General features: G+C 39.1%; 25 protein-coding genes. 12 read left to right on the forward strand and 13 right to left on the reverse strand.

Features of this window, described 5'->3' with window-relative positions:
- Nucleotides 1–168: 168 nt before the first annotated feature.
- The 3 genes from B9T33_RS11760 to antA form a co-directional block, all read right to left on the reverse strand.
- Nucleotides 169–1,542: an MFS transporter gene (locus B9T33_RS11760; RefSeq protein WP_086179096.1), complete on the reverse strand. Its 1,374-nt coding sequence runs from the start codon at nucleotides 1,540–1,542 to the stop codon at nucleotides 169–171.
- A gap of 138 nt (nucleotides 1,543–1,680) precedes the next feature.
- Entirely contained in the window at nucleotides 1,681–2,175 is a 495-nt protein-coding gene (locus B9T33_RS11765; RefSeq protein ID WP_086179097.1) for an aromatic-ring-hydroxylating dioxygenase subunit beta, read from the reverse strand.
- A 5-nt stretch (nucleotides 2,176–2,180) separates the two neighbouring features.
- Nucleotides 2,181–3,557 (reverse strand): anthranilate 1,2-dioxygenase large subunit, encoded by a 1,377-nt coding sequence (antA, locus tag B9T33_RS11770; RefSeq protein WP_416202599.1) that lies wholly within the window; start codon nucleotides 3,555–3,557, stop codon nucleotides 2,181–2,183.
- 245 nt (nucleotides 3,558–3,802) lie between these two features.
- Here antA and B9T33_RS11775 point away from each other — a divergent pair, with 245 nt between their 5' ends.
- Nucleotides 3,803–4,771, forward strand: coding sequence for an AraC family transcriptional regulator (locus B9T33_RS11775; protein WP_086179099.1), 969 nt, complete (start codon nucleotides 3,803–3,805; stop codon nucleotides 4,769–4,771).
- A gap of 69 nt (nucleotides 4,772–4,840) precedes the next feature.
- On the opposite strand, the gene B9T33_RS11780 is transcribed toward B9T33_RS11775, so the two are convergent.
- Entirely contained in the window at nucleotides 4,841–5,956 is a 1,116-nt protein-coding gene (locus tag B9T33_RS11780; protein ID WP_086179100.1) for an S-(hydroxymethyl)glutathione dehydrogenase/class III alcohol dehydrogenase, read from the reverse strand.
- A gap of 125 nt (nucleotides 5,957–6,081) precedes the next feature.
- On the opposite strand from B9T33_RS11780, the gene B9T33_RS11785 reads away from it, so the two are divergent.
- Nucleotides 6,082–7,635, forward strand: a complete 1,554-nt coding sequence (locus tag B9T33_RS11785) for a phospholipase D family protein (RefSeq protein WP_213033198.1) — start codon at nucleotides 6,082–6,084, stop codon at nucleotides 7,633–7,635.
- 92 nt (nucleotides 7,636–7,727) lie between these two features.
- Here B9T33_RS11785 and B9T33_RS11790 read toward each other — a convergent pair whose 3' ends face one another.
- Entirely contained in the window at nucleotides 7,728–8,411 is a 684-nt protein-coding gene (locus B9T33_RS11790; RefSeq protein WP_416202597.1) for a class I SAM-dependent methyltransferase, read from the reverse strand.
- A gap of 301 nt (nucleotides 8,412–8,712) precedes the next feature.
- Here B9T33_RS11790 and B9T33_RS11795 point away from each other — a divergent pair, with 301 nt between their 5' ends.
- On the forward strand, nucleotides 8,713–9,150 hold the full coding sequence (locus B9T33_RS11795) for a hypothetical protein (protein WP_086179184.1): 438 nt from the start codon (nucleotides 8,713–8,715) through the stop codon (nucleotides 9,148–9,150).
- 54 nt (nucleotides 9,151–9,204) lie between these two features.
- Here B9T33_RS11795 and B9T33_RS11800 read toward each other — a convergent pair whose 3' ends face one another.
- A complete protein-coding gene (locus B9T33_RS11800) occupies nucleotides 9,205–10,596 on the reverse strand; it encodes a PLP-dependent aminotransferase family protein (RefSeq protein ID WP_086179185.1) in 1,392 nt (463 codons plus the stop codon).
- 293 nt (nucleotides 10,597–10,889) lie between these two features.
- Here B9T33_RS11800 and B9T33_RS11805 point away from each other — a divergent pair, with 293 nt between their 5' ends.
- Together B9T33_RS11805 and B9T33_RS11810 are read left to right on the forward strand one after the other, a co-directional pair.
- A complete protein-coding gene (locus B9T33_RS11805) occupies nucleotides 10,890–11,765 on the forward strand; it encodes a DMT family transporter (protein WP_086179102.1) in 876 nt (291 codons plus the stop codon).
- A gap of 139 nt (nucleotides 11,766–11,904) precedes the next feature.
- Nucleotides 11,905–12,393 (forward strand): pyridoxamine 5'-phosphate oxidase, encoded by a 489-nt coding sequence (locus B9T33_RS11810; RefSeq protein ID WP_086179103.1) that lies wholly within the window; start codon nucleotides 11,905–11,907, stop codon nucleotides 12,391–12,393.
- Nucleotides 12,394–12,496: 103 nt separating this feature from the next.
- Here B9T33_RS11810 and B9T33_RS11815 read toward each other — a convergent pair whose 3' ends face one another.
- Together B9T33_RS11815 and B9T33_RS11820 are read right to left on the reverse strand one after the other, a co-directional pair.
- Nucleotides 12,497–13,021 (reverse strand): uracil-DNA glycosylase family protein, encoded by a 525-nt coding sequence (locus B9T33_RS11815; protein ID WP_086179186.1) that lies wholly within the window; start codon nucleotides 13,019–13,021, stop codon nucleotides 12,497–12,499.
- Between the two features lie 177 nt (nucleotides 13,022–13,198).
- Nucleotides 13,199–13,909, reverse strand: a complete 711-nt coding sequence (locus B9T33_RS11820; RefSeq protein WP_086179104.1) for an SGNH/GDSL hydrolase family protein — start codon at nucleotides 13,907–13,909, stop codon at nucleotides 13,199–13,201.
- A gap of 176 nt (nucleotides 13,910–14,085) precedes the next feature.
- Here B9T33_RS11820 and B9T33_RS11825 point away from each other — a divergent pair, with 176 nt between their 5' ends.
- Entirely contained in the window at nucleotides 14,086–15,480 is a 1,395-nt protein-coding gene (locus B9T33_RS11825) for an alpha/beta hydrolase-fold protein (protein WP_228145821.1), read from the forward strand.
- An 87-nt stretch (nucleotides 15,481–15,567) separates the two neighbouring features.
- Here B9T33_RS11825 and B9T33_RS11830 read toward each other — a convergent pair whose 3' ends face one another.
- A complete protein-coding gene (locus B9T33_RS11830; protein ID WP_086179105.1) occupies nucleotides 15,568–16,614 on the reverse strand; it encodes a fatty acid desaturase in 1,047 nt (348 codons plus the stop codon).
- A 325-nt stretch (nucleotides 16,615–16,939) separates the two neighbouring features.
- Between B9T33_RS11830 and B9T33_RS11835 the strand changes: the two genes are divergently transcribed.
- The 3 genes from B9T33_RS11835 to B9T33_RS16485 are packed head-to-tail and all read left to right on the forward strand — an operon-like array spanning nucleotide 16,940 to nucleotide 19,193.
- Nucleotides 16,940–17,467 carry a MarR family winged helix-turn-helix transcriptional regulator gene (locus B9T33_RS11835; RefSeq protein WP_086179106.1) on the forward strand — a complete coding sequence of 176 codons (528 nt, stop codon included), beginning with the start codon at nucleotides 16,940–16,942 and terminating at the stop codon, nucleotides 17,465–17,467.
- Nucleotides 17,468–17,469: 2 nt separating this feature from the next.
- Nucleotides 17,470–18,633 (forward strand): Bcr/CflA family efflux MFS transporter, encoded by a 1,164-nt coding sequence (locus tag B9T33_RS11840; RefSeq protein WP_086179107.1) that lies wholly within the window; start codon nucleotides 17,470–17,472, stop codon nucleotides 18,631–18,633.
- Between the two features lie 53 nt (nucleotides 18,634–18,686).
- Nucleotides 18,687–19,193: a hypothetical protein gene (locus B9T33_RS16485; protein ID WP_086179108.1), complete on the forward strand. Its 507-nt coding sequence runs from the start codon at nucleotides 18,687–18,689 to the stop codon at nucleotides 19,191–19,193.
- Between the two features lie 136 nt (nucleotides 19,194–19,329).
- On the opposite strand, the gene B9T33_RS11850 is transcribed toward B9T33_RS16485, so the two are convergent.
- The 4 genes from B9T33_RS11850 to B9T33_RS11865 all read right to left on the reverse strand — a co-directional run bounded on the left by B9T33_RS11850 (nucleotide 19,330) and on the right by B9T33_RS11865 (nucleotide 23,333).
- A complete protein-coding gene (locus B9T33_RS11850) occupies nucleotides 19,330–20,073 on the reverse strand; it encodes an SDR family oxidoreductase (protein WP_086179109.1) in 744 nt (247 codons plus the stop codon).
- 25 nt (nucleotides 20,074–20,098) lie between these two features.
- Nucleotides 20,099–20,797 carry a histidine phosphatase family protein gene (locus tag B9T33_RS11855; protein WP_086179110.1) on the reverse strand — a complete coding sequence of 233 codons (699 nt, stop codon included), beginning with the start codon at nucleotides 20,795–20,797 and terminating at the stop codon, nucleotides 20,099–20,101.
- Nucleotides 20,794–21,915 (reverse strand): phosphotransferase family protein, encoded by a 1,122-nt coding sequence (locus tag B9T33_RS11860; RefSeq protein ID WP_086179111.1) that lies wholly within the window; start codon nucleotides 21,913–21,915, stop codon nucleotides 20,794–20,796. Before B9T33_RS11860 ends, B9T33_RS11855 begins: the two co-directional genes overlap by 4 nt.
- 176 nt (nucleotides 21,916–22,091) lie before the next feature.
- Nucleotides 22,092–23,333: an acyl-CoA dehydrogenase family protein gene (locus tag B9T33_RS11865; RefSeq protein WP_086179112.1), complete on the reverse strand. Its 1,242-nt coding sequence runs from the start codon at nucleotides 23,331–23,333 to the stop codon at nucleotides 22,092–22,094.
- Nucleotides 23,334–23,425: 92 nt separating this feature from the next.
- Between B9T33_RS11865 and B9T33_RS11870 the strand changes: the two genes are divergently transcribed.
- The 3 genes from B9T33_RS11870 to B9T33_RS11880 all read left to right on the forward strand — a co-directional run bounded on the left by B9T33_RS11870 (nucleotide 23,426) and on the right by B9T33_RS11880 (nucleotide 26,061).
- Nucleotides 23,426–24,343, forward strand: coding sequence for a LysR family transcriptional regulator (locus B9T33_RS11870; RefSeq protein WP_086179113.1), 918 nt, complete (start codon nucleotides 23,426–23,428; stop codon nucleotides 24,341–24,343).
- Between the two features lie 229 nt (nucleotides 24,344–24,572).
- Nucleotides 24,573–25,127 (forward strand): thermonuclease family protein, encoded by a 555-nt coding sequence (locus B9T33_RS11875; protein WP_086179114.1) that lies wholly within the window; start codon nucleotides 24,573–24,575, stop codon nucleotides 25,125–25,127.
- Nucleotides 25,128–25,290: 163 nt separating this feature from the next.
- Nucleotides 25,291–26,061, forward strand: a complete 771-nt coding sequence (locus B9T33_RS11880; RefSeq protein WP_086179115.1) for a DUF805 domain-containing protein — start codon at nucleotides 25,291–25,293, stop codon at nucleotides 26,059–26,061.
- The last annotated feature ends 47 nt before the right edge of the window (nucleotides 26,062–26,108 follow it).

The raw sequence follows: 26,108 nt of genomic DNA on the forward strand, positions 1-26,108 counted from the left end.
CCAAGATATTGCATGGCTATTTTTTGTTCTATATCAATAGAGGACAGAATCTATCATTTTTAATTTATTTGCATTTTCTGTCAGACAATTTGGCATTATTTGCCAATCAGGAACAAACAAAAATACCAGTCATCTGAGACTGGTATTTTTACGATTAAGTGAGCATAATTATTCAGTTAATTGTTCATATTTTATTTTTGAATCTTCTGCAGTTTCATCTGCTGCAATGTTCCGATCCTGCACCAAATATACTGTAATTATTCCCAATACTGCAGGAATGCTCAGCGCTAGAAAATTATAAACATGCGGCAGCTGCATGGCTAAAAGCCAGCCTGTCAAAATTGGTCCTAAAATTGCGCCTATACGGCCCATTCCAAGTCCCCAGCCAATACCTGTGGTACGAATATTGGCAGGATAAAATTTTGCCATATAAGCCAAAAGCATAATTTGTGATCCAATAGAGGCAGCGCCTGCGCAAGCGATAAGTAAGTACAGCACAACACTGCTAAATTGGAATGAAAGCAAAGATAACGATACGGCGCCAATCAAGAGCATAACCATCAATACGTATTTTAAGTTATAACGATCTGCTAGATATCCACCTAAAATAGACCCTACCATACCGCCTACATTAAGAGAAAATAGGAAAATTAAGCTTTTAGATAAGTTATAACCCGCTTCTATCATCAATTTTGGCAGCCAATTGCCTAAGGCATAAACCATGATTAAGGTCATAAAAATTGAGCACCAAAACATCAATGTACTAAATGCTCGTCCATCCGAAAAAATCTTTTTCACTGGTGCATTTGATGCTTGCTGGTTGGCACTGCTTAAAACAAAAACGTCACCTGCCTGATAGCGATACGTCGGTTCCATTTTGCTTAAAAACTTCTGTACGGTCTGCATTTGTTTACGACGTACCAAATAGTCAATGGACTCTGGCAATATTTTCATCAAAGGCAGCAGCACCACTAAAGGAATGCCCGCAATTAAAAACATGATTTTCCAGCCATAGACTGGCACTAAAATCGAGCCTAAAAATGCCGCTGCCATACCGCCAATTGCGTAGCCACTGAACATTAAAGTAACGAAGAAACTTTTATATTTTTTAGGTGCATACTCACTTACCAATGCAATTACATTGGGCATTACACCTCCAATGCCAATCCCTGCAATAAAGCGGCAAATTGAAAATTGCTGCGGGGTTTCTGCATATCCGCAGAGCACAGTAAATAAGCTGAAAAGGATAATACATACCGCAATTACTCGCTTACGGCTTACACCATAATGTTCTAATTTATCGGCAATAGTGCCGAAAATCAGTGCACCAAACATCATACCAAAGAGCGCTACACTGCCGATGAAACCCGCCGTAACGGGATCAATTCCCCATTCTTTCATCAGCAGCGGCAAAGCAACCCCGTAAATTACGAGGTCGTAACCATCAAAAATAATAATAAGTGTACTCAAAATAATGACCCGCCAATGAAAGGCGGTTAATTTTGAGTTGTCTATCAATTGGTTCACATTAATTTCACGCATTGTTCCCTCCTGGAACATCTCATTTTCATTTAAAAAGTTGTTCTATATTGCGCTTAATGAGAAGCGTGAGATCGAAGAAGGACATGCAAGGAACTCAATCTCACGCTAAGGGGCTAGCTTTCGCTAAACTGATAGGTTTTAGAGATGATAAAAATCTAAAACTGCATTAATTTTGTCATTAAGTAAAATGACCTGCTTTGCGCAAATTTTAAACTGGTCACCTTCTTTACGGATTTTGTAATTCACATGTCCAAAGAATCGGTTGGCATTTTCCATGCGCACATACGACGTATCCCAACCTGCTGTGACTTCAATTTCATCCTGAGCAGACTTCACAATTTGAATATTGCTAAGCTGATGCAAAGTCCGCGGAAGAGGATATGCAGAAGATGATTTTTCTGTTTCTACTCGGAAAATTCGGTCTTCTAAACCGCCGCGGTTTGCATAATAAATAAGTGACATTTCGCGTTTTGGGTTGGTCGTGTATTCATGTTCAGATTTCCACTGCGGAACATGAAAGATCATGTCTTCAGAAAAATCTTCGATATAACCTTTCCAATCTTTCTGGTCACATTTATGAGCATTGGCATATAAAAACTGTTTAATTTGATAGTGCAATTCAGCATTAGACATCGTGATTACTCCTCTACCACACTGATTTTTCGATTTGCGAGACCCTTCAGCATTAACGATTGCCAAGTACGGTGTTGATTCACATACAAACCTTCTTGGGTAATTTCAGTGCCGGTAATCAGAGGCTGAATATTTAAAATTTTACTGTTTTTACTTTCACCGTAGTTCCAGCTTTGGAAGCCGCGTGAAATATCATTCCATTTAGAATTACGTGCTTCAAAGCCGCGCTGCGCTTCTTTAAATTCCACCAGATCGTCTGGAGTGCCCATGCCAGAAACATTAAAGAAATCTTCAAACTGGCGGATACGGCTTTCACGGTCATCATCTGACTCACCTTTTACCCCTAAGCACTGAGAAATAATTTCCGTTTTGTTCCATGCTACTGGGCGGATAATCCGCAGTTGTGAGCTGATCTGATCCATAAAGAACAAGCTTGGATAGATATTTAGATTACGTAAGCGGTGCATCATCCATTCCGCTGTTTCGTGACCGTATTCTTCGAGTAAGCGCGGCATTACACTGCCATAGCCCGGGCGCACTTCTGGATTTGGCATATCACTGAACAATACGCTATGGCCATTTTTAAAACTGAACCAGCCATCATCCGTTTGCGTATCACCCGCACCTAATTTACTGTAATCCAAGGTTTTGCTGTTATTAATGCCTTTTTCATCTTCAATGGTTTTGCGGTGCTGTACGGTAGCTACATAGTTATAGTGCACCGTGCTGACATGATAGCCATCTAGCCCATTTTCGTTCTGAAGTTTCCAGTTGGCATCAAACTCATACTTAGAGCGGCCTTCAATCACTTCCAGCTCACCTGTTGGCGACTGGGCAATCATCATATCTAAAAATTTACGGGTATCACCCAAAAAGTCTTCTAGGTTTTGCTGTGAATTTACATCTAAATTAACAAATACAAAGCCGCGATAGCTTTGAACTAAGCCTTTTTTTAAGCCTAAAGTCGATTTATCAAAAGTAGTATCGCAATACTCTGCAGGCGCTTTGACTTTAAGTAATTTCCCGTCATTTTTATAGCACCATGCATGGAATGGACACACAAAACTCGACTGATTGCCTTTATACACGCGGGTTAATGTTGTACCGCGGTGCGAGCAAGTATTGGACAAGGCATGCAACTGCTTTTCTTTATCACGGGTAATGATCATTGGATAACGACCAATCTGTACCGTTATAAAATCATTGGGATTTGCAATTTCGCTTTCATGGCAGGCATAGATCCACGATTTTTCGAAGATATATTCCATTTCCAAATCAAATAATTCTGGCTCGGTAAATATTGAACGTCCGACACGAAATACGCCTTCGTTCTCGCGAAAATCAATATTGTCCTGAACAAATGATTTCCAATCACGTTCCATCACTTGAGTATTTTGCATTCCTTCACTCCTTAAAGCTTTTCTTTAAGGTATGAATTTAAGCTGGTGCATTCTATCCAATTCTTACAGCTAAATATCCAAATATCACAAATATGCAGTCCACCTATAAGGTATACCCATATACTTATTTGATATTTTTGATTTATAGCTACCCTGATTTAGACTAATCACAGCAAAAGGCATTAGATGCTGAATAAGCCAACATTGATCTGCGCAAGGAATACGCCATGCATCAACTTTCTGTCTCAAACCAATATGCGGTGTCGGATGCGCAAAATTGGATGAATCATATTTGCGGCAGCCATGAGCTGATCGTTAAAAAAACTCAGAATCTGAATTTTCAGCATGAATATGCTCGCTTAGCCAAAGACTCCGTATCTTTGGGATATATTCAATACGGTACAGATGTATCCATCGTGAATGAAAAAAAACTGCATTGCTATAGCTTGAGTCTGCCTGTGTCTGGCGAACAACAGTTAATTGCTGGTTCACAAAGTATTGTGTCCAATCAAAAGGTCGCTTTGGTTGTTAATCCTCAAGAAGAGCTGCAGCTGAATATTGCTGGTGATTGCAGAAAATTGCATTTGGCTATTCCAAAAGAAAAAGTGAAACAAACGCTGCAACTGCTCACAGGCCAGTATATAGAGCAAGAAATCGTTTTTGACTCACAAATGCAGATTGAGAGTACTGAAATTGCACAGTGGTGGCAGCAGGTGAATTTTTTTATTCGTGATATTCATCAGATGGGTATTGCGCATTTTCAATATTTTCATCAAGAGATGGAAAGCTTATTAATTAAAAAATTGCTGTTTATTCAGAAGCATAATTACAGTGATCAATTAAATACACATTTAGGTCAGCAGTTGCCTAAAGAGTTGCAGCAAGCGGTACAATTTATTCAGCACAATTCTAAACTGCCTATATCGTTACAGGATATTTGTGATTTCTCCTGCAGCTCTGCAACCAAAATAAATACGCTCTTTAAACGTTATTTTCAGCTTTCACCCATGCAGTATTTAAAACATACCCGTCTCAAAAATGTTTACCAAACCATACAGCTTATGGCGCCGTGTAATATTGCCGAAGTAGCGTTGGAACATGGTTTTAATCATTTAGGACATTTTGCAAAAGACTATAAGCTTTTCTTTTATGAAAGCCCGCGTGATACGCTTAAGAAACGGCTGGAGGCTGTTTGATTATTATATTTTTTATGATTATCAAATAGTTCAGGCCAAAAATATTCACTTTTTGGCCTGATGTAGACTTTAGTCTTCAAAATGTACAACTGAACGAATAGATTTACCTTCATGCATTAAATCAAAGGCTTCATTGATTTTTTCCAAGCCCATGGTATGCGTTACAAATGGTTCAAGCTGAATCTCACCTGTCATGGCTTCTTCGACCATGCCTGGCAATTGAGAACGGCCTTTTACGCCACCAAAAGCAGTACCTTTCCAAGTACGACCTGTCACCAACTGGAACGGACGTGTAGAAATTTCTTGGCCTGCACCCGCTACACCAATAATCACCGATTGGCCCCAACCGCGATGTGCACATTCAAGTGCTGAACGCATGACATTGGTATTGCCAATACATTCAAATGAATGGTCTACACCCCAACCTGTCATTTCAACAATCACTTCCTGTACAGGACGATCATGGTCTTTTGGATTCACAAAATCGGTTGCGCCAAATTGTTCTGCCAGTTTGAATTTGTCAGCATTGGTATCCACCGCAATGATACGGCCCGCTTTGGCTTTTTTCGCGCCTTGCACCACAGCCAAACCAATACCGCCTAAGCCAAAGACTGCAACTGTATCGCCTTCTTGTACTTTTGCTGTATTTTTTACGGCACCAAGACCCGTTGTTACGCCGCAGCCCAATAAGCACACATGTTCGTGATTGGCTTCAGGATTAATTTTTGCCAAAGACACTTCAGCAACCACGGTATATTCAGAGAAGGTTGAACAGCCCATGTAGTGATAAATCGGCTGACCATTATAAGAAAAACGCGTGGTGCCATCTGGCATCAAGCCTTTACCTTGAGTTGCACGAACAGCTACGCACAAGTTGGTTTTGCCAGATTTACAGAACAAGCATTCGCCACATTCCGCAGTATATAAAGGAATGACATGATCGCCCGGCTTAACACTGGTAACGCCTTCACCGACTTCAACCACAATGCCTGCGCCTTCGTGACCAAGCACTGCTGGGAATACACCTTCTGGATCATCGCCAGATAAAGTAAATGAGTCTGTATGACATACACCTGTATGACTGATTTTAACCAGCACTTCACCTGCTTTGGGTGGAGCAACATCAATTTCGACAATTTCTAAAGGTTGGCCTGGCCCAAATGCGACAGCTGCACGTGATTTCATTGAGTAAACATCCTATGTTGGCAGGTTTAACAGATGATCTACAGTAACCGCTTTCCATGACTCGATTCAACCTTTAACATGGTGATAATATGAACTTATAACGTTTTGATAACTTAAAAATAAATATGCAGATCCATTTACCCATACCAGCTGTTTCATTTTCTTTAATGTTGCTTATGCTTACAGGGTGCAGTTTGCCTATGAATACATCAAAGCCTGAATCCGCGGTAAAACCACATACAGAACATTGGCTGAATGACAAAAATGTCGATGAGCAACTCGCCCAAGGTTTAACAGGCTATTTGGCCTTAGATGATGCCTTTTTGAGTATTGCCTCACGTGTACATGTCATCCGTAAAGCACAGCATAATATTGATTTGCAATATTATATTTGGAAAGACGACTATATTGGTCATATGATGCTACATGAGTTGCTCAAAGCAGCGGATCGTGGTGTTAAAGTTCGCTTGTTAATTGATGATCAAAATGGCACACAGCTTGATCCAGCACTCAAAGCACTCGCGGCACATCCCAACTTTGAAATTAAGTTATTCAATCCCTATAAATATCGAAAATTTAGAGTTGTTGATTATGCATTTCGGCTGAAAAATATTAACCACCGTATGCATAACAAGCTAATTATTGCTGATGGCGCAATTGCAGTAACTGGCGGACGCAACATTAGCCGTGAATACTTCGATGCCAGTGAAAGTTTTCAATTTACCGATCTCGATATTCTGTTTTATGGCACTGCGGTCAGCCATGCCAATGAGGTTTTTCAAAATTTCTGGAATGACAATCTCAGTTATGACGTTCGGCAGTTGCTAGGTGATGGCTCCAAAGCAAGTCTAAATCAGCTGAATGAAGAATATGAACTGGATGCTAATCAAAAAAATAACGTCGAAAATAAAATTGAATTTGTGCAAAAACAATTAAATGAAGATTTGAAAAGTCGTGAATTTAACTGGGCAGCAGCACATTTTGTCGCAGACAGTCCAAATAAAATCCGTGGTGAATCTACAAAGGAACAGCTGATTTATAATCAAATGATTCACTTTATGGGTGAACCGAAACAGCATTTAGAGCTAGTGTCAGCATATTTTGTACCGACACAACGTGGTACAGACTATTTAACTCAGTTAGCCAAAAATCAGGTAAAAGTTCGTGTTTTGACAAACTCGCTAGCAGCCAATGACGTAGCTGTTGTACACGCCTTTTACCAAAAATACCGGACAGATTTGCTCAAAAGCGGCATAAAACTCTATGAGTTTAAGCCCTATATAGAACGCAAAAAAAGAACGTGGTATGAGGTCATGACAGGCAGTGTGATTCCTGCAAAAGGTAAAAATGCTTCTAGTCTGCATGCCAAATTCTTCGATATAGATGGCATGGTATTTATTGGTTCATTCAATTTTGATCCGCGCTCTGCCAATTTAAATACTGAAGTCGGCTTAGTGGTTGAATCTGAAAAATTGCAAAATCAAATTTCAAACTCACTCGATCGTTATTTGCCGCAAGTCGCTTATGAATTAAAACTGGATAAAAATAACCAAATTATTTGGCTTGATCATAAGGTGGATGGAAAAACTGTTGAATTGCATGCAGATCCGAACACCACACGTTTTCAGCGCTTTGCGATGCATGCAGTGTCATATCTACCTATTGAGTGGTTAATGTAATGTATTTGTAATGACATCATCTATACATATTGGTATTTTTTAGAATTTTGTCTTTCAATTTACCCTCTATTCATGATCTGTCATACAGTGATTCATCCAATTTGAACCTTAAATACTGCCAACCCTTTAAGGTTTTGAATGAATTCCGTTGTTTTAAATTCTGCTATTTCAAATGCTGTTAGGTGCTCATCAACAGACATATACAACTGATTATTTTGCTGAGCATCTGGCGCAAAAATATGATCACAAACAAAATAGATGCTGTCTTCATGCATTAAGCTTTTCACTGCCTGATGAAATGCAGTTGCATAACGTTTATGGCGTAATTCATGTAACGCTTGATGAATGACGATTACATCAAAAGTCTGCTGCATGCTTTGAGCTCTTAATTGCTTCGCCCAATCTGCTTGCTTGAAATCACCTGTAATAAACTTTGCTCGCTCTAATTCAGAAGTAATTAACTTACTTTTTGATAGCTCATGCATCGCCTCTGAAAAATCAAAGGCTGTATATTTAATATGGGGACAATGCGACAACACATGCTTCGCCAAATACCCCGGCCCCGAACCCAGTTCCAGCACTGTTACCTTTGCAGAGTGTTTTAGAATTTGCTCTACATAAAAATCAAAGATTTCATAACGCCATGGGCGTTTAACATTGACTTCATTAGCCCATTGCAAAGCATCTTCAGGATTTCTTAAATCAATCGGGCTTGGAACATCGGGCAATTCCACTGAAATTCCATTATCGCTGTGTTGAAACATTTCTTGCGCCATCTTCTGCTTCCTCATAATTTTTTATATTTAAAATGACTTATATTTCAAATTACTTATATTTCATCAATGACCTATATGCCTTAAATTTCTTATAGGTGTGTTTCATTCTAAACTGTGTTTAAGCCATGTTTTTAACGGCTGATTCTTTTGTTAAATAATGGATTCCATCACAAGTCTGTTCTGCCTAGCATTTATACATAAAAAAGATCAATGTGTACAAAGGTTTTACAGTGCTATTGCATTGCCTTAAAATACTTCGTGCAATACTCTCCCTTTATTTATGCCTCGTGATCTCCCCTCAATGCAATTTTTTGATATAAGCCGTCAGTTTAATTTAAGTGATATTTTAACCCCATTTAAGACTTTAGAAGACTTAAGCCACCAAGAATGGATACTGTCCAAGGTACGTGTAGATCACGACTGTTTAGCCGATAGTGAAATGATCGAAGGTCAAGCCGTTTTAAAGTCTAATCAAAATATTCAAATTGAATTGGAATGGCTGATTCAAGATACTGGACATGAACTGCAAGTCCTTTTCAAAGGCATTGAAACTGCCGCCGTATCTGAAACATTGGTTGTCGTGAAAGGTGCTCAGCTGATTGATGTCGATCAACAACTATTGTCTTCCCAAGCGCTCAGCTTATGGATTGATGGCACATTATTGCCGCTAATGCCGAATATTCGTAAAGAAATTAAAGCGCGATTAAACCTTTGGGATTATGTCGAATATGATGGCTAATCATCCACTTGTATCAGTCATCAATTTAGGTCAAGACTACCAATATTTTTAACCTTAAACAGCATCCTGCAATTGCAGCTCATTCAAACTTTGTTGCAACATATCAAAGACTTTTTTGTCGATACACTGCGCCACATTAAAACGCATGAACTGTCCTGCATTTTTCGCTTGGCTGAATGAGTTGCCCGGTGCAAGAATGACGTCTTTGGCTAAACAGATTTTGGACAGTTCGGCAGCATCTATATGTGCAGGCAATTCACACCATAAGAAGATGCCCGCTTTAGGCATAACGACGGGATGTATCCCAAGCAGCGCAAGCTTTTTAACAGTATCAGTCATATGCTTTTGCAATTGTTTTTTGACCCATTCAATATGCCGTACATAACTGCTATCCATCAACGCTTGATAGATAATTTCAGCATTAAGATGGCTTGTATTAAAGTGGGTCGCAATGTTTAAATCAATGAGCTGATCAATCAGTGTTTCTTGCGCAATGATATAACCACAGCGTACTGCCGCTGACAGCGTTTTGGTAAAACTGCCGATTTGAATCACTTGCTTTAGACCAAGCAAAGTTAAATAACGCGGCGCATGCAAATATTCAAAATCTGCAAAAATATCATCTTCAATAATCGTTAAACCACTTTGTTCAGCCAATTTAGCGATTTCAAATGCGGTTTGCATGGATAGCGCTGCACCCGTTGGGTTGTGAATGCCTGAATTGGTCAAATACAATTTGGGTTTTAATTGCAAAGCCAGTTTAAAAGCGTCTACATCTGGCCCATGTTTTCCATATGGCACGGCAATATAATTTAGGCCATGCTCCTTAATCAAAGCTCTGAAATTGAAATAACAAGGATCGTCAATAATTACGGTATCGCCCGCTTTTAATAAATGACGAAAAATTAGATCAATAGAATGGGTTGCGGAATCGCTGATTAATATTTGTTTTAGGTTTAGTGTGACATCGTAAATTTCACGTTTCCGTGCAATATAGCGCCTTAAATCTGCATGTCCATACGGTATCGAATAATCTAGCAAGAAACAACTGTCGGACTTTGCAGCCATTTTTAAGGCTTTCCGCAAGCTTTGCTCAGGCATCCATTCTTTAGGCAGCCAGCCGCAGCCGGGCTTCAGCATATCCTCATGCGCATCCAAAGATTGACGCGAAATCCATAACGGATCGACTTCACGGCTATATTTAATAGGATGCTCTGCCAATAGAGCGCCTGCCGTAGAAGCTTTACAGACATAATAACCCGCGCCAATTCTAGATTCCAAAATACCTGTGCTCACAAGACGTGCATAGGCTTCAACCACGGTGGAAACTGAACAGCCTAGTTGCTGAGAAAATTGACGCACCGATGGAACCCGTCCACCTTCAGCAAGTTGTTTCTGCTCAATGAGGCTTTTGACTTGCTGCATGACCCATTCAATTTTTGTCATTGTCGCTTCCATTTTTCCTAAGACTTATAAGTTATGAACCCTAAAGTTTTTGTCATCAAAATGTTGATTGAAAAAAATACTTAGCTGACTATATATTCAAGGCATCACAATGATCTGTTAGACGCAGCGTGTTCACTTTATAAAGCTTATGAAAATACAATTTTTAATGCAAATTGTATTGGACTTTTATACATAACAGTTCTTTTGAATTGTATTGGACTGTATCTATTGTTCTTCTATTTCAAGGTTTAGATTTGTTGAATGATCTTTAGTTTCATATCGATGGAATTCAAATGCAATTTAATCTTAATAAAACGCAGCAAGGTTGGCTGAATGGCTTGATTGGCGTAGTGATTTTTGCAGGATCTATGCCTGCAACCCGTGTAGCGGTACAAGGTTTTAGCCCTGAGTTTTTAACCGGTGCACGTGCTTGCATTGCCGCAGCCTTGGCTTTATTGCTCTTAATTGTTTTAAAGCAGCCCCGACCATCTGGGCAACAGATTAAATCTTTATGTATTACTTCGGCTGGCGTAGTGATTGGTTTTCCTTTATTTACCGCATTGGCATTGCAAACTGAAACTGCGGCTCACTCACTCATTTTTGTCGCCTTATTACCTTTAGCAACTGCATTTTTTGCAGTGTTGCGTGCTAAGGAAGTACCCCATGCTGCATTTTGGCTGTATGCAAGTATTGGCAGCGCCTTGGTGATTTTCTTTATGCTGCATCAATCAGGTTTAAACGGCATTTCGCTGGGTGATCTATATATGATCATTGCTATTTTGCTTTGCGGATTGGGCTACGCAGAAGGAGGCGTGCTTTCAAAGACTTTAGGTGGATGGCAAGTGATTTGCTGGGCGCTAATTATTGCGCTGCCATTGATGCTTCCACTTTGCTGGCTCTATTTCCCAAGCAGTTTTCAGCATGTTCCAACTTCTGCCTATATTGGTCTGGCTTATGTTTCTCTTTTCAGCATGCTCATTGGATTCTTTTTTTGGTACAAAGGTTTAGCTTTAGGCGGTATTGCTAAAATTGGGCAAATTCAATTGGTACAGCCTTTTATTGGACTGGTATTTTGCGCTGTTTTATTGAATGAGCATATTAGCTTTTTGATGATTGCCATATCTCTTGCTGTAGTGAGCTGCGTGGTGATGGCAAAAAAATATGCCTAAGTGTCTGCAAAATGAAAATATTATTACATTTTAAATTACAGTGGCATGAATGACTCGTTCATTGTCGCTGTAGAGCAAATCATCCAAGTAAAGTCCTGCTATAGTTAAAATTAATGATAACAATAAAATAGACAAAACCATGAACTTACAAGATTGGACGAATATTCGAAAAGTAGTTGCAGATGCACAACGTGCAGCGATGCATTGCTCTATTGCAACGGTAGATCAACAATTACAGCCAACCATCACACCAATTGGTACTGTATTTCTGCATGACGATCAGTTTTCTGGTTTCTTTTTTGATCGCTATTCAGAGGCATTACGAGAAAATTTAGTCCAGAATCCAAAAGCCTGTATACAAGCTATTAATAGCAGTAAGCTGTTTTGGCTTAAATCACTTATTCAAGGGCAATTTAGGGACTATCCTGGTGTACGTTTATATGTCGAAATTGGTGATTTAAGACTAGCGAATGAAGCTGAATTGACACAGGCACAGCGCAGAATCCAAGCCTTAAAATGGACCAAAGGCAGTACTTTGATTTGGGGTGATTTCCATCAAGTACGTGATTTTAAAGTTCATGATTTTCGCTGGGTTGAGTATCCGGAGATGATGCCTAAAGCTCACTAGAGCTCGAAGTTCTATTAAAGAATTAATTTTAGATAACTAAACCCTCCTTAGATTAGACAGAAAAATATGCCTAAAATTGCAATTTTCCGATATTTGTAACTTACTACATCAAACCCACATCTTTAAACAATTGCGCATACGCTTCGGCCTTTTTTTCTAATGCCAGTGGATACGCCCGCGATGACGATGGCATCCGATACAAAGTCAATTCTCGGCCAGCAAACTCAGCCTGTACACTCTGCCCAATTTGCGGCTTTTCGGTATTTTCAGACATAGACAGCATTAAGGTATCCGTCGCTTTATCCCCCGTGGTCATTATGCTGTGACAATTCGGCATTTGCGTAAGTAGTTGTGCAATATCGGTAGGTTGATAGATTTGAAGATGTTTATCTGAGGCATTCCCTTTGAGCCGAATCACTTGATAGGCCGTATCAAAAATACCAATCCCTTTTTCATTTAAAAAATCACGGATCAATTGCTCTTTGAAAGTCTTCGAATCCACATTTAAAAAGTGGTTTTTATCCTGAAAAAAGCAAACACCAAAGATTTTCCACATGTCATTTTGAAAATTTGGATAATAAAAGTCCATTTTCCAGCGTGTTTTGGGTGGCGGAAAACTGCCGAGCATCAGCAACTTGCCATTTTTAGGTAAAAATGGCGCTAAGGGATGTGTTTCAATTTGATTGCCTTGTTCAACATCAACACTTATTTTCTCAGTGCTATGAGCAGGCTTTAATTCATTTTCTTTCATAATTTTATCTTACTTATGATTGTATCTTGCTTGAAAATGGCCTTTTTTACATCATCAATTGTGTTGACGAATCATCTCTGCGGCTGTTTGACCCCAAATTTGATAGATTTCTTTACTAGGATGAAAACCATCAGCCGCCATCTCTAAATTCAAGGCTTGATACTTTGGCATATCGTATTCAATCCATTGCATATTCGCGCGCGCCTTCACCAACTTCGCAAGTTCAGCATTCATTTGCTTGGCATATTGTCCAAACAGCCAGCTTAAGGGATTAGGTAATGCTGGAAACATTTGCATCGGTGGTACACCTGCGGCAATGACCAATTTAGGGCTAAATTTTTGTTGAATTAGACGGTATAAATCATGCTGTTTCTTCATCCAAACCTTGGCTGGCATGAGTTTTGTGACGTCATTTACCCCAACTGAAGTTAGTACCACATCATAATGACGATTTTGTAATGTCTTAATATTTTTTATAATTTGCCCTGTACCATCGCCAGATTTCGCATGCAGTTTCCAATCGATTGCATAATCCATTTTCAATGCATCAATCACTGCACCAAGCAATGCATCTTGCTGCGTATCAACACCGACCCCTGCAGCGGCAGAATCTCCAACAATCAAAATTGATAAAGGCTTCCCTGTGCCAGTTTGCCCTTCACGTAAACCTTCAGGCTCAGGCAAACGCAGCGTATTCTTTTTTACGCGGCGCCCTTGAATAACCAATGCAGGAATTAATGCAATCGTGGCAGCTTTTAGCAACATAATGAGCAAACTTAAATGTATGGAAAATTTTTAAGGAATATAGCGCACTCTGTGTGGCTGATCGAGAAGATTTAAATATAACAGTCGTTTTCACATTTAAACTGGCACTATAGATTAATAATGATTATCATTTCTAAAATTTACGCAATCACTTTAGAATCATGTTTAGTCAAAAAATGAGTTTATCTCTATTCGTTTTAACTGCTTCTTTAAGCACAACAGCAATTTTTGCCAATGAAAAAATACAATCACAAACGCCAAAGAATCAAAGTACAGATTTAAAAATGGCTGCACCATGCGAAGCAGTTCAGCCCGAAAGTATTCGACTGCGCCAATTACAGGCTGACATCAAATCAAATCCAGCCCAATCGAACAATCTTATTCATCAGTTTTGGCAAGACGTTGAAAGCAAAGGTACGCCCTTAGTTGAAAAAATTGATTCGCAAAATAGCCGTATTATCTTTTTATGGCGTGGTGCGCAGCATAATGTACGCCTGATTGGCGGACCAAGTAATGACCATGAATGGCTAACGCGTATTCCGCAAACTGATGTTTGGTTTAAAGAAGCGATTGTAAATAATCAATTTATGGGCAGCTATAGTTTTGCCGTAGATGTCCCTAATTTAGAAGGCTATTTATCTAATTATTGTGCACATTTAAACCCTAAACTCAAAGAATCACGCACTCAGCGCCGTGCCATTTTACAGGTACAAAAATTAGATCCATACAATCCAAAGCACTATCTACCGTTGGATGATACTTCAGGTATGCGCAATGAAAACTATGTAGCTCTAGAAAACGCACCTGCTTTTATCAATCCACAGGATTATGCAGATCGGGTAAACCCTGAAGTTAAAAGCTATCAAATGCAGAGTCAGATTTTAAATAATCAGCGCACCATTCAGATTTATCAATCTGCTCGAAAAAACTCAAAACAAGACTACATTACCGCGATTTTCTTTGATGGCCAGCAATATGCAGACTTGCTGAATGTGCCGAAGGCATTGGATATTTTAGTTGAGCAAGGCAAACTCCCACCCATTCAAGCGGTCTTTGTTTCTCCACCTAATGACGCAGTACGCCCTAAAGAACTCACACCAAATGCTGAATTTACCTCATTTTTTGGCGAAGAATTACTGCCGTGGATAGATCAGTACGTGCCTAATAGACGCAATAAAAATAAAACGGTGCTATTGGGTTCAAGTTTAGGCGGTCTCAGTTCTGCGTATCTAGCACTGAAATATCCTAAAGAAATCAGTCATGCTGTACCTTTATCTGGCTCATTTTGGTGGCAAGCTGAGCCTACGGATGAACCAAATAGTATGAGTAAAATCATTCGTGAACAGAAAAAACAACCCAAGCAGCATTGGTATATATCTGCCAATAGTTATGAAAGTTCACGTAATAACAATGGTCTGAGCATTTTAGAAACTTCGCCAATTGTTGCCGCAGACTTAAAAGCGAAAGGACATGACGTGACCTATAAAAGTTATGTAGGTGGTCACTCCTATGCGATTTGGCAAGTGACTTTACAAGATGCCTTGATACATTTTTTCTCACAAAATAACTGATCTAGATGTACGACTCATCTAATTTTTTATTAGATAGTTATTTTCAAAATAAAGCCCTCATCTGAGGGCTTTATATCATGTAATTATTTAATGCCAACGATTTTTTCTTTTAAACGTTCCAAAATCATTAAACCGAACACCTATTTCACGCATCACTTGATGTGCACTTTTGGTCGTTAAATGTCGTATATAAAATGGTTCCTTCACCACAAAATGATGAATAGCATGGGTTGTACCAAAATTAAAACAAAATAATTGCATTGGGTATAACCACCAAGGGTTCAACACTTGAGTTTGTTTAATCACATTTCGTGGATCGATATCGCCATAGTAGTGCATATTTGAACTAATAAATTGCAAGCAAAATGAACGAATAAAGTTAGGAATAATCCAGATGACCGCTAAAAAGTTAATTGTCGGTATAGCTTTTACCAAAGTCACTGACCAGTTAATTGTTTGTCCTAACATGGGAGCAATACCATTCACCACGTGATAAACCACAAAAACATACCATAGACCATAGTAAATAATACTGAGTGGAAAAAAGCCTGTTAATTGCTCACGTAGTGCAGTGTTACGTTCTTTCTCAGGTTGCATTTTCCGAAATAGCCGAATCATTTTCAACATTTGAATAGGCCGAATATATACGGACATGAGTTGATCACTGATCACCAAGAGACGGCGTAGCCCCCAAGGCATTCCATTACTGATTCCGCGTTCTTCAAGATCATACTCAGAGCCTGAATATTTATGATGATTCAAATGTAAACGTCGACGTGCCCACGGATTAATAGTATTTGGACGTGCTAACCACACCAAAGCTAACATCAAATGATGCGCCCACGGCGTTTTTTTAAAATACATATAATGAATTAAATCATGTTCAAGTTCATGAGTCAGTGAGGCAAATATTGCAATTAACACTATACAAGCCCACGTAGGTAAAATACCTACAGCATAAGCCCAAGCAGATATAACCATTCCCAGAAGTGCAAATACCAAAATACTGGCACCTATAAAGTTTTGATGCTTTAAAATGGGAAATTGCTGGCGCAAATCTTCACCCGCCTGCGTGACGACAGCTCTAACTTTGGCAATTTTTTGCTGATCTGTCATTTCTGAAGAAATGGACATAAGATAAACCTATAATTCATGAACACTTGTACATTAAAGCAAAACATAAAAAAGAAAATCCATAATTTAACTTTTATATCCCATCTGACTATTAATTCAACAAATCATTCAATTTCAAATATTTAATTGGATTAAATCTGAGTAAATACTCAAAATTAAAACAAAAACATACACCTTACACAGTAAAAATAAATGTATTTACAGCCAAGCCCTTTCTAGATTTGAAATGGGGATTCTCCAAATTTTATGCAAATCACTAATGCAAATTGACATATCAGCTCTAGAGGCATATTTTAAAAATAGATGACATGCAATCTATTTAATTATGAGTACACATTCTGAACTGGATCAATTGCGATTTGCGGGCTTGGCCTCTTTAGTTGCGCGGACTTGGCGCAAAACTATCGATGCACGGCTAGAAAAATATGATCTTACTGAAGCAACTTGGCTTCCTTTGGTTTATTTATCTCGTATAGACAAACCCATTCGTCAAAAAGATTTGGCGGCTATGTTGTCACTCGATAGCTCTTCTGTGGTTCGTGTCCTCAATAATTTAGAACACGCAGGTATGATTGAGCGCATCCCTGAAGAGCATGACCGCCGTGCCAAAGCGACCAGCATCACGGCTAAAGGTCGCGAAATTGTTGAGCATTTGGAACAAATGTCACAAAGCTTGGAAGATGAAATTAAAGCCCAGTTAGATCCAGAAGAGTTTCAAATTGCGAGAAAAGTACTAAAAAGCCTCGTGCTCATTCTAGAGGATTTACCTCAAGACCAAACATTTGAGCAACAACTTGAATTCGATCATAGCCCAATCGTAAAGCCTAAAACCAATAGCAGCGAGGAAGATTAATTATGTCTTCAAAAGGCAACATTCCACTGTGGTTTCTGGCTGTATTAACGCTCAGCGGTACACTGGCCATGCATATTTTTGTGCCAGTTTTACCCTTGGTCGGTCAAGATTTTCATGCGGATCTGCATGAGGTTCAGCTCACACTGAGTATTTATATTTTAGGTCTGGCCATTGGCCAATTATTTTATGGACCTTTGGCAGATAGTTTTGGCCGTAGACCGATTCTTATATTTGGGATGCTTTTATACTCCGCAGCCAGTATCGGCGCTTTATTTGCAACCAATATTGAAATGCTGATTGGCATGCGTTTTATACAAGCATTAGGTGGATGTACGGGTTTGCTTCTTGGTCGTGCAATTGTCCGAGATACGTCAACGGGCGCAGACACCACCAAGCGCTTATCTTTAATGAATATGATGGTGATGTTTGGCCCAGGGCTTGCCCCCCTGTTAGGCGGTTTGTTGGCCTCCATCTCAGGCTGGCGCAGTATATTTATTGCGCTCAGTATTTTAGGTCTGATCAATTTGGTCTTGGTATATATCTTTATTCAAGACAGCGCCCTAAAGCGTGAAACTTCTGTGAAAATAGTGGTCAGCAATTACAAGCAGCTGATCAGTTCTCCTAAGTTTTTAGGTTTAACTTTAGGCGGTGGCTTGGCGACTACCTCCATATATGCATTTTTAAGTGTGGCTTCCTACATTGTGATACAGCAGTTTGGCGGCACTTTGCATGAAGTGGGTATTTATTTAGCGCTAATTATGGTCGGTGTTTGGATAGGCACATTTGCAACCAGTCTTTTAGCAGGTCGATTGTCTATTGATCTGATGATTACAATTGGCAGCAGCATCAGCTTTGTCTTTGCTAGTATTTTTCTATTATTTAGCTTTTTCGATATTATTAATGTTTATACGGTGATGATCCCTATCGTTATCGTTTGTTTTTGTGTAGGCGCTGGTCTCACCTCTCCAGCGTCTTTAACCAAAGCCTTAAATGTGAATCCTAAAATCGCAGGTTCAGCATCGGGTATTTATGGTTGCTGCCAAATGGTGATTGGTGCAATTTGTGCTTCGCTCAGCGGCATTGACGATAATCCTGCGCTTGCAGCAGCATGTGTATTATTTATCTCATGCATTGTGGCGCAGATTAGCTTTAGGGTTGCGAAATAAATTAATATTAATGCAAATAAACCTAATTGCCTATTGTATAAGCAAGCACCAAAATGAAAAAAAGTAAAATTATCGGAATCATTGCTATTATTGGAATTATTGGAATTATTGGAATTATTGGAATTATTGGAATTATTGCTATTTTTAATGATAATCCTGAGTGCTTTTTAAAAAATGGCATTTGTATGTCAAGTTTCGAATATTCTCATTCTACTGAAAAATCGCTATATAGAAATAATGAAGCTTTGACAGAAGATAAAAAATTAAATTGGATTAATTTACATCGTATTTATCCAAAGAACGAAATAGGATTTTGGAATAGTTGCACTGAAATATCATCTAAATCAATAGTGTGCTCATTTCAACAACTTGTTAACATAAAGAAATGTGTCCCTTTAAGTATTGATAGATATCCCATTGAAAATTGGCGCTTAAAGTTTTATGAAATAACGCTACTTGATAACGATCAGTTTAAAATAAAAAATTATATTGGACGAAAAAACTCTTGGATAGAAGATCAACATATAAATGTTAAGCAAGAAGTTATGTGTGATAGTTAGAAAGGAATCATGAAAATTGAACAACTACTATAAATGCTATTCTGCTAAAAAGAACAGATATCTCAGTTGATATTGATTCTACAAATGAAAAAAGCCCCTATAGGAGCTTTTTTATAACAAAATTTAAAACTTAAAATTAGCCTAGTTTATTCACAATTCTAAGCGGTAACACTTTCATTGCTAAGCCAAGTGGTAACCAAGGCCATTTTGGTACATAAGCTTTCACAGGTGCTTTTTCAATTTCAGCTGCTAATAAACGCGAACCTGTTTTTTCATCGACTTCAAAAGGTAGTTTTTTCGCACCTTCATTAATTTCTGTACGAATATAACCAGGGAAAATTGTGGTCACTTTAATTGGGGTATCAATCAATTCTGCACGAATACCTTCAGCGAGTGCAGCAACACCTGCTTTACTTGCGCCATAAGCAGTTAGGTGTTTAGGCATGCCACGCATTGCACTCATCGATGAAATCACCACCAAGTGACCCGAATTTTGCGCACGGAAAATTTCAACCGCAGCTTCACACTGCGCCAAAGCAGAAATAAAATTAGTTTCTACTGTGGTACGGTTAATTTCAAAGTTGCCTTTACCAATGCGACGGCCTTCACCTACACCCGCATTCACAATCACACGGTCTATAGAGCCAAAATCTGCTTTAAAAGCACGGAACACTTCAAAAACTTGATCGTAATTGGTCACGTCTAAAGTTTTGGCAATCACTTTAATACCGTATTGGCCTTCAAGTTCTTGCTTGAGGGTTTCTAAACGCTCTAAACGGCGTGCGCAAATCGCTAAATTATAGCCTTTTTGCGCAAATTCACGTGCCATTCCTGCACCGATACCTGAACTTGCGCCAGTAATTAAAATTGTTTTAGCCATGATTGAATCCTTTGTGTTTTTTAAATCAAATCCAAGTTAATAAGCTTGGATCTGCGGCTTTTATAAAATGATGTTCGTTTAAGCTCAGCAGCTGCGGCTCATTACCAACCAAACGTAATGTGGTCATACTTGTATTGGCAATGGCCCAATTCAGCGCAAACGTTTTTTCAGGGCTAAGACCTAAAATTTTGCCTGCTGCAACAGAGATCACGCCGCCAGAGGTAAACACTACTGCATAGCGAGGCTTGGTTTTGGCTAACTCATCACAGAGCTTTTGCAATGCAGTTTCTACACGATTCTTAAATGTTGGCCAAGATTCTTCATATTCGTGGTGATATTCTCCGCCTGTCCAGCGGCCAATTGCACCTTCAAAAATTTTGGCTAAATAAGCACGTGGATTGGCTTCTTTAGAAACATCTTCTTTCAGCAAATGCGGCTCATTAAAACGAGGTTCATACTGGGCAAATACTTGCTGATGATTGAACTCATTCCATGCAGAATCTGTAACAATCTCACTTTCAGAAAAAGATTCATCCAAACATAATTGAGCCGTTTGTTGATGCCGCTGCATAGACCCCGCAACCACATAAGGCGTTTCTTTCAAAATATCATTAAAATAGTGCCCAAGAACTTTCGCCTGCTGTTCACCATTAGGTGAAAGCTGGTCATAGCTTGCTGCACCAAACGAAGCTTGACCGTGACGAATCAAATAAATCGTGGTCATTTTCCTAAAATTCCCTTCATTTTCTCGATGTACTTTTGAGCAACGTCATTGGCTTCAATTTTTTGTAGCCCGATGAGTTTGAGTGCACGGATGTGTAAAGCATGAATCACGATCCAAAAATCTTTAAAGGCTGGATTATTGGTTTGCTTATGATAAAAACGATAATAAATCTGCTGTGCAATCACGGCTAAACGGAAAATACCGAAGACTTCATAAAAGGTCCAATTGTCCGTATGCATACCCGTTTTTTCTAAATAATACTGAACTACTTCTTTACGGCTAAACATGCCTTTTAAATTGGTCGGCTGACGACGCGTTGCTTTAAAAATTGCATTGTCGCTGTCTTCTACCCAATAGGCCAAAGCAGAACCTAAATCCATCAGTGGATCGCCAAGTGTCGCCATTTCCCAATCCAGCACGCCTATCACTTCAGTTGGATTCTCTGGATTTAAAATAACGTTGTCGAAACGCCAGTCATTATGAATGACACAGGTTTTGTTATCTTCAGGGATATTGTCTTTTAACCACTTACGCACGTATTTAAATGAAGGCACATTGATGGTTTTGGCTTTTTCATAGCGTGCATCCCAACCTTCAACTTGGCGGCGGCAATACCCTTCGCCTTTGCCAATTTTCTCAAGACTTGTTCCTTCATAAGGTACTTGGTGCAGATCAATCAGTTTATCAATGACATTGATGCAAAGTTCTCGCACCTGAGTTTCATTGAAATTTAATTCTTTAGGTAAATTGGCACGTGGAATAATACCTTCAACCCGTTTCATCACGTAAAAGTCGCAACCAATCACTGACTCATCCTGACAAAGCGCAACCATTTCTGGTAATACAGGATAAAACTCTGACAAAGCTTTTTGCACGTTATACTCACGCGCCATGTCATGTGCAGATTTGGCTTTGGTGCCTTTAGGTGGACGACGTAGGATTAAATCGGCATTGTCATACTTTAAACGATAGGTCCAATTCGATGCACCGCCTGAATATTGAGTCACTTCAACAAGACCAGAAATTTCTGAGCCATTTTCAATTAGCCAGTTAGTTACCGCACGGACATCTAATTCTTCACCCTCACGAACTGTGCCGCCTACATCAATTACTGACATCATTTTCTTCCTAAATCTTTTATGCAAATCTTTATAACTCAGCCTTTTAAGCCGTTACACCAAAGGTGACTGCCTAAATTCTATAAGTCATGCTTAAGTAAATTAAATTGTTATCTTCATATGTTTATAGCACGGTCAACTCAGAGTTGCCATGCTATATATTTTGTAGAAAATGCTTACTTTTTACGGCGTGAACTGTAGCCACGTTTGGCCAATTCCAGCTTCGCAATCATGCCTTTATGCACTTCATCTGGACCATCTGCCAAACGTAATGAACGTGCCTGAGCAAAGAAACCAGTGAGCGGTGTATCACGAGAAACGCCAGCGCCGCCATGAATTTGCATCGCCATATCAACGACTTTTTCAAGTACGCTCGGTGCAACCACTTTAATGGCAGAGATTTCGGTTAAAGCTGCCATATTCCCCATGGTATCCATTTTATAAGCAGCATAAAGCGTCAATAAACGGGCCTGGTCGATTGCAACTCGCGCTTCGGCAACGCGTTCTAAATTACCACCGAGTTTTAAAATTTCTTTACCAAATGCGGTACGGCTCATACCACGGTCGATCATCAATTCTAATGATTTTTCAGCTGCACCTATACAGCGCATGCAGTGATGGATACGGCCTGGGCCAAGTCGCCCTTGCGCAATTTCAAAACCTTGCCCAGCACCACCAATAAAGTTGGCTAATGGAACGCGGACATTATTAAAGCTGATTTCGCCGTGTCCGTGCGGTGCATCATAATCACCTAAAACTGGCAGCATACGTTCAATTTTCACGCCTGCAGTTTCAATGGGCACCAAAACCATGGAATGCTGATGATGACGATCTTTGCTTTCATCTGGCGTATGTGCCATAAAAATAATGATTTTGGCATTCGGATCACCAAGACCTGACGACCACCATTTACGGCCATTGAGGATAATTTCATCACCCTCAATGACGGCAGTCGCTTGCATATTGGTCGCATCTGATGATGCTACGGCAGGCTCAGTCATACAGAAAACAGAACGGATTTTTCCATCCAAAAGAGGCATTAACCATTGTTCTTTTTGTGCTTCTGTACCATAGCGCCAAATCAATTCCATATTGCCGCTGTCTGGCGCATTACAGTTAAATACAATTGGTGCAATTAAGCTTCGACCCGAAAGTTCAGCAATATGTGCATATTCCTGTACCGACAAACCTTGACCTAATTTGTCGCAAGGCAAAAACATATTCCAAAGCCCTGCAGCTTTAGCTTTGTCTTTCAGTACCTCAAGCTGAGCTGGCCATTGCCATTTCGTCCAATCGCCGCCTTGGTTTAATTCATGTACATCATGCCAAAACTCAGTTTCTACAGGTTCAATTTCGTTTTTAATGAATTGTTTTGTTCTTTCTACATAGTCCTGTGCACGTGCTGATAACTCAAACATGGCATGATCCTTTTCAATATTGTGTTTTACGCTTTACAACAACATACCCTGAAAACTATTATGAACAAAATGATTTAATTCAATATTTAAAAATGAATATTATGCATAAAAGTACTGTGCTCGATATGGGTATTTTTCATCGTATCGATATCAATCTATATCCCTTATTTATATCGGTCTATGAACAGAAAAGTATTTCAAAAGCTGCGCAGATTTTGTGTATTACGCAGTCTGCGGCAAGCCATGCATTACAGCGTTTAAGACAACATTTACAGGATGATCTATTCGTTCGCGCTGGGGCAAAAATGTTACCGACCCCTTTTGCAGAACAAATCTATCCTGTTATTAAAAATGCGCTGATCGCGATTCAAAGTATTTCCGTTCAAAAACAGCAATTTGAACCTGCAATGGTACAGACATTAAAAATTGCGGTGCATGACGAAATTGAACCTCTTATTTTTCCAAAACTAGTTGAGCATTTTCAGAAAAGTCATTTAGACATTCAGTTTTTTAGTATAAAACTTGACCGTAAAACAATTGTGGCTGATCTAGCGGCACAGCAAATTGATTTTGTGATTGATTTAGAACAAAACTTTGGGGATAAGATTACATATAAATCACTCGTTCAAGATCAGTTTGTGGTCTGTAGTCAACATCATCATATGGATCAAGAAACCTATTTCGCTTCCCCTCATATTGGTGTTTCCTCTCGCCGGACTGGGGTTTTAGTAGAGGATATATATTTAAACCGTAAAAAATTATCTCGTCAGGTTTTCTTGCGTTGTCAGCATTACTCAACAGCTTTGCAAATTTTGAATCAGCAAACTGATGCTATTTTAACAATTCCTAAAAATATTTTAGCGCATTTACAAGTTTCTAAAGGTTTGAATATTTTTGATGTGCCTGTTGAATTACCTCATATAAATTTGGGGATGTATTGGCATAATGATTTGGAAGATAATTCACGACATGTTTTTTTGCGAAGCGAAATTTCCAAAATTTTTGCTTAGGCTATTTCCAGATAGGATAGATTCCTCTATTTGCTTAGGCTATTTATTTTGATCGCTTTGAAGAAAAATATCGCTTTTATCAAGTCGATCACTTTTAATGCAAATGCAAGCAATACACGGCTTTCAGGCTTAATCGTTGCTTTATTCAACAGCCATTTTTCAAACACTCTTATAAAATATATAAATCTTATTTTGTTTTTCGATCTATATTTTTACAGCTCGCCTTCTTATGCTTTCAAATTTACCTGCCAGTTGGCTGATTGGGCTTGGCGCACTGCTTTGCCTCGTCGCACTTTATCTCATTGTTAAAATTTCACGCTTTTTAAATAATTTTTTTAGACCCTTTAAAAAAGGAAAGTCTTATCTTTGTCGTGTATCTGCAATTAGTGATGGCGATACCCTCACCTGCTACCGTATGAATTTACGCCGCTCTGAAACCAAACTGCGTTTTGCCTATGTCGATGCACCTGAGTCCAGCCAAGCCTATGGCAAAGAATCGGCTAGACTGATTAAATCAATGGTGTATAAAAAATTCATTCGCGTCGAAATTACTGATGTAGACCGTTATGGCCGCTGTGTTGGCGTGATCTATCGCTACCGCAAAAGTATGAATGAAGAAATGGTCAAACGTGGTGCGGCGTGGGTGTATGAGGAATATATTCGCGACAAAAAACATCTGCAATATATGATGTCATTACAAAACAAGGCCCGCAAACAAAAGAAAGGCTTGTGGAAAGCCAGCCGTCCAATGCGACCGAAAGAATATCGTAAATTAACGAAGTAATGACTAGTTTTAATTTAAAAATAACTCATTAAAATCGAATAGATTATTTGCTCAAATAGTCTATTTTTTTAGTTTAAAGTTTGACCTTTTTTTAGTTTTCAATACAATAGCCATGCCCTACTGGGCGAAAAATAATACAAAATATTAAAACTTTGGAATAACAATGACCGAAATGACTTCTACGGAGCTCAATCCGTTTCCAGAAAATCAAAATATACAAGCAACTACAGAAATATCCAATCATCCCCTATCTCCTAAAGGTCGTTTTGGACGCCTATCGTATTTAGCATGGATGTTTATCATCGGCATGATCTATACCTGTGTATTAGGGATAGCCGTAGTTCTTGGTTTACTTGCTGTATATATGTCGCCAGAACGTAGTTTTAGCGCTTTATTTAGCTCAGCAATGGGTATTTCAGCTGTTGTACTTGCTGTGTTTTCAGTCATTGCTACGATTGTTGCTAGCATTTGTATCACCATTCGTCGTTTACATGATCTAGATAAGAGCGGCTGGTTGTGTCTGATCTTCTTTATTCCTTTAATCGGTGCGATTTTTGGTCTATATATCATGGCAGCGAAAGGTACGGATGGTGAAAATAAGTTTGGTCTCAAACGTCCAACTGAACAAACTGAAAAAGTGATTGGTTCACTCAATCTAGTTTTGATCGTGCTATACCTATTGGTGATGATCCCTGCAATGATTAGCTATCAACAAATAATCAGCCAGATGAGCCAAATGCCAACTGAAGAACAGATGATGATGAGTGAAGGCGAACCTGAAATGACAGATGAACAACTTGCCGCATACTTAGAGCAAATTGGTTCCGAGGAAGATTCTGAATTGGCCGAAGATGCCGAATTAGCAGTTGTTGAATCTTCTGCAGAAGAAGATGACGCTGCAATCGCTGCTGCTGAAGCATCTATTGAAAATTAATATTTCATTTATTCAAAATTTTAAAGTAAACCAGTGCTCGCACTGGT

Source organism: Acinetobacter sp. ANC 5054 (assembly GCF_002135295.1).
In the GTDB taxonomy this organism is placed as follows: domain Bacteria; phylum Pseudomonadota; class Gammaproteobacteria; order Pseudomonadales; family Moraxellaceae; genus Acinetobacter.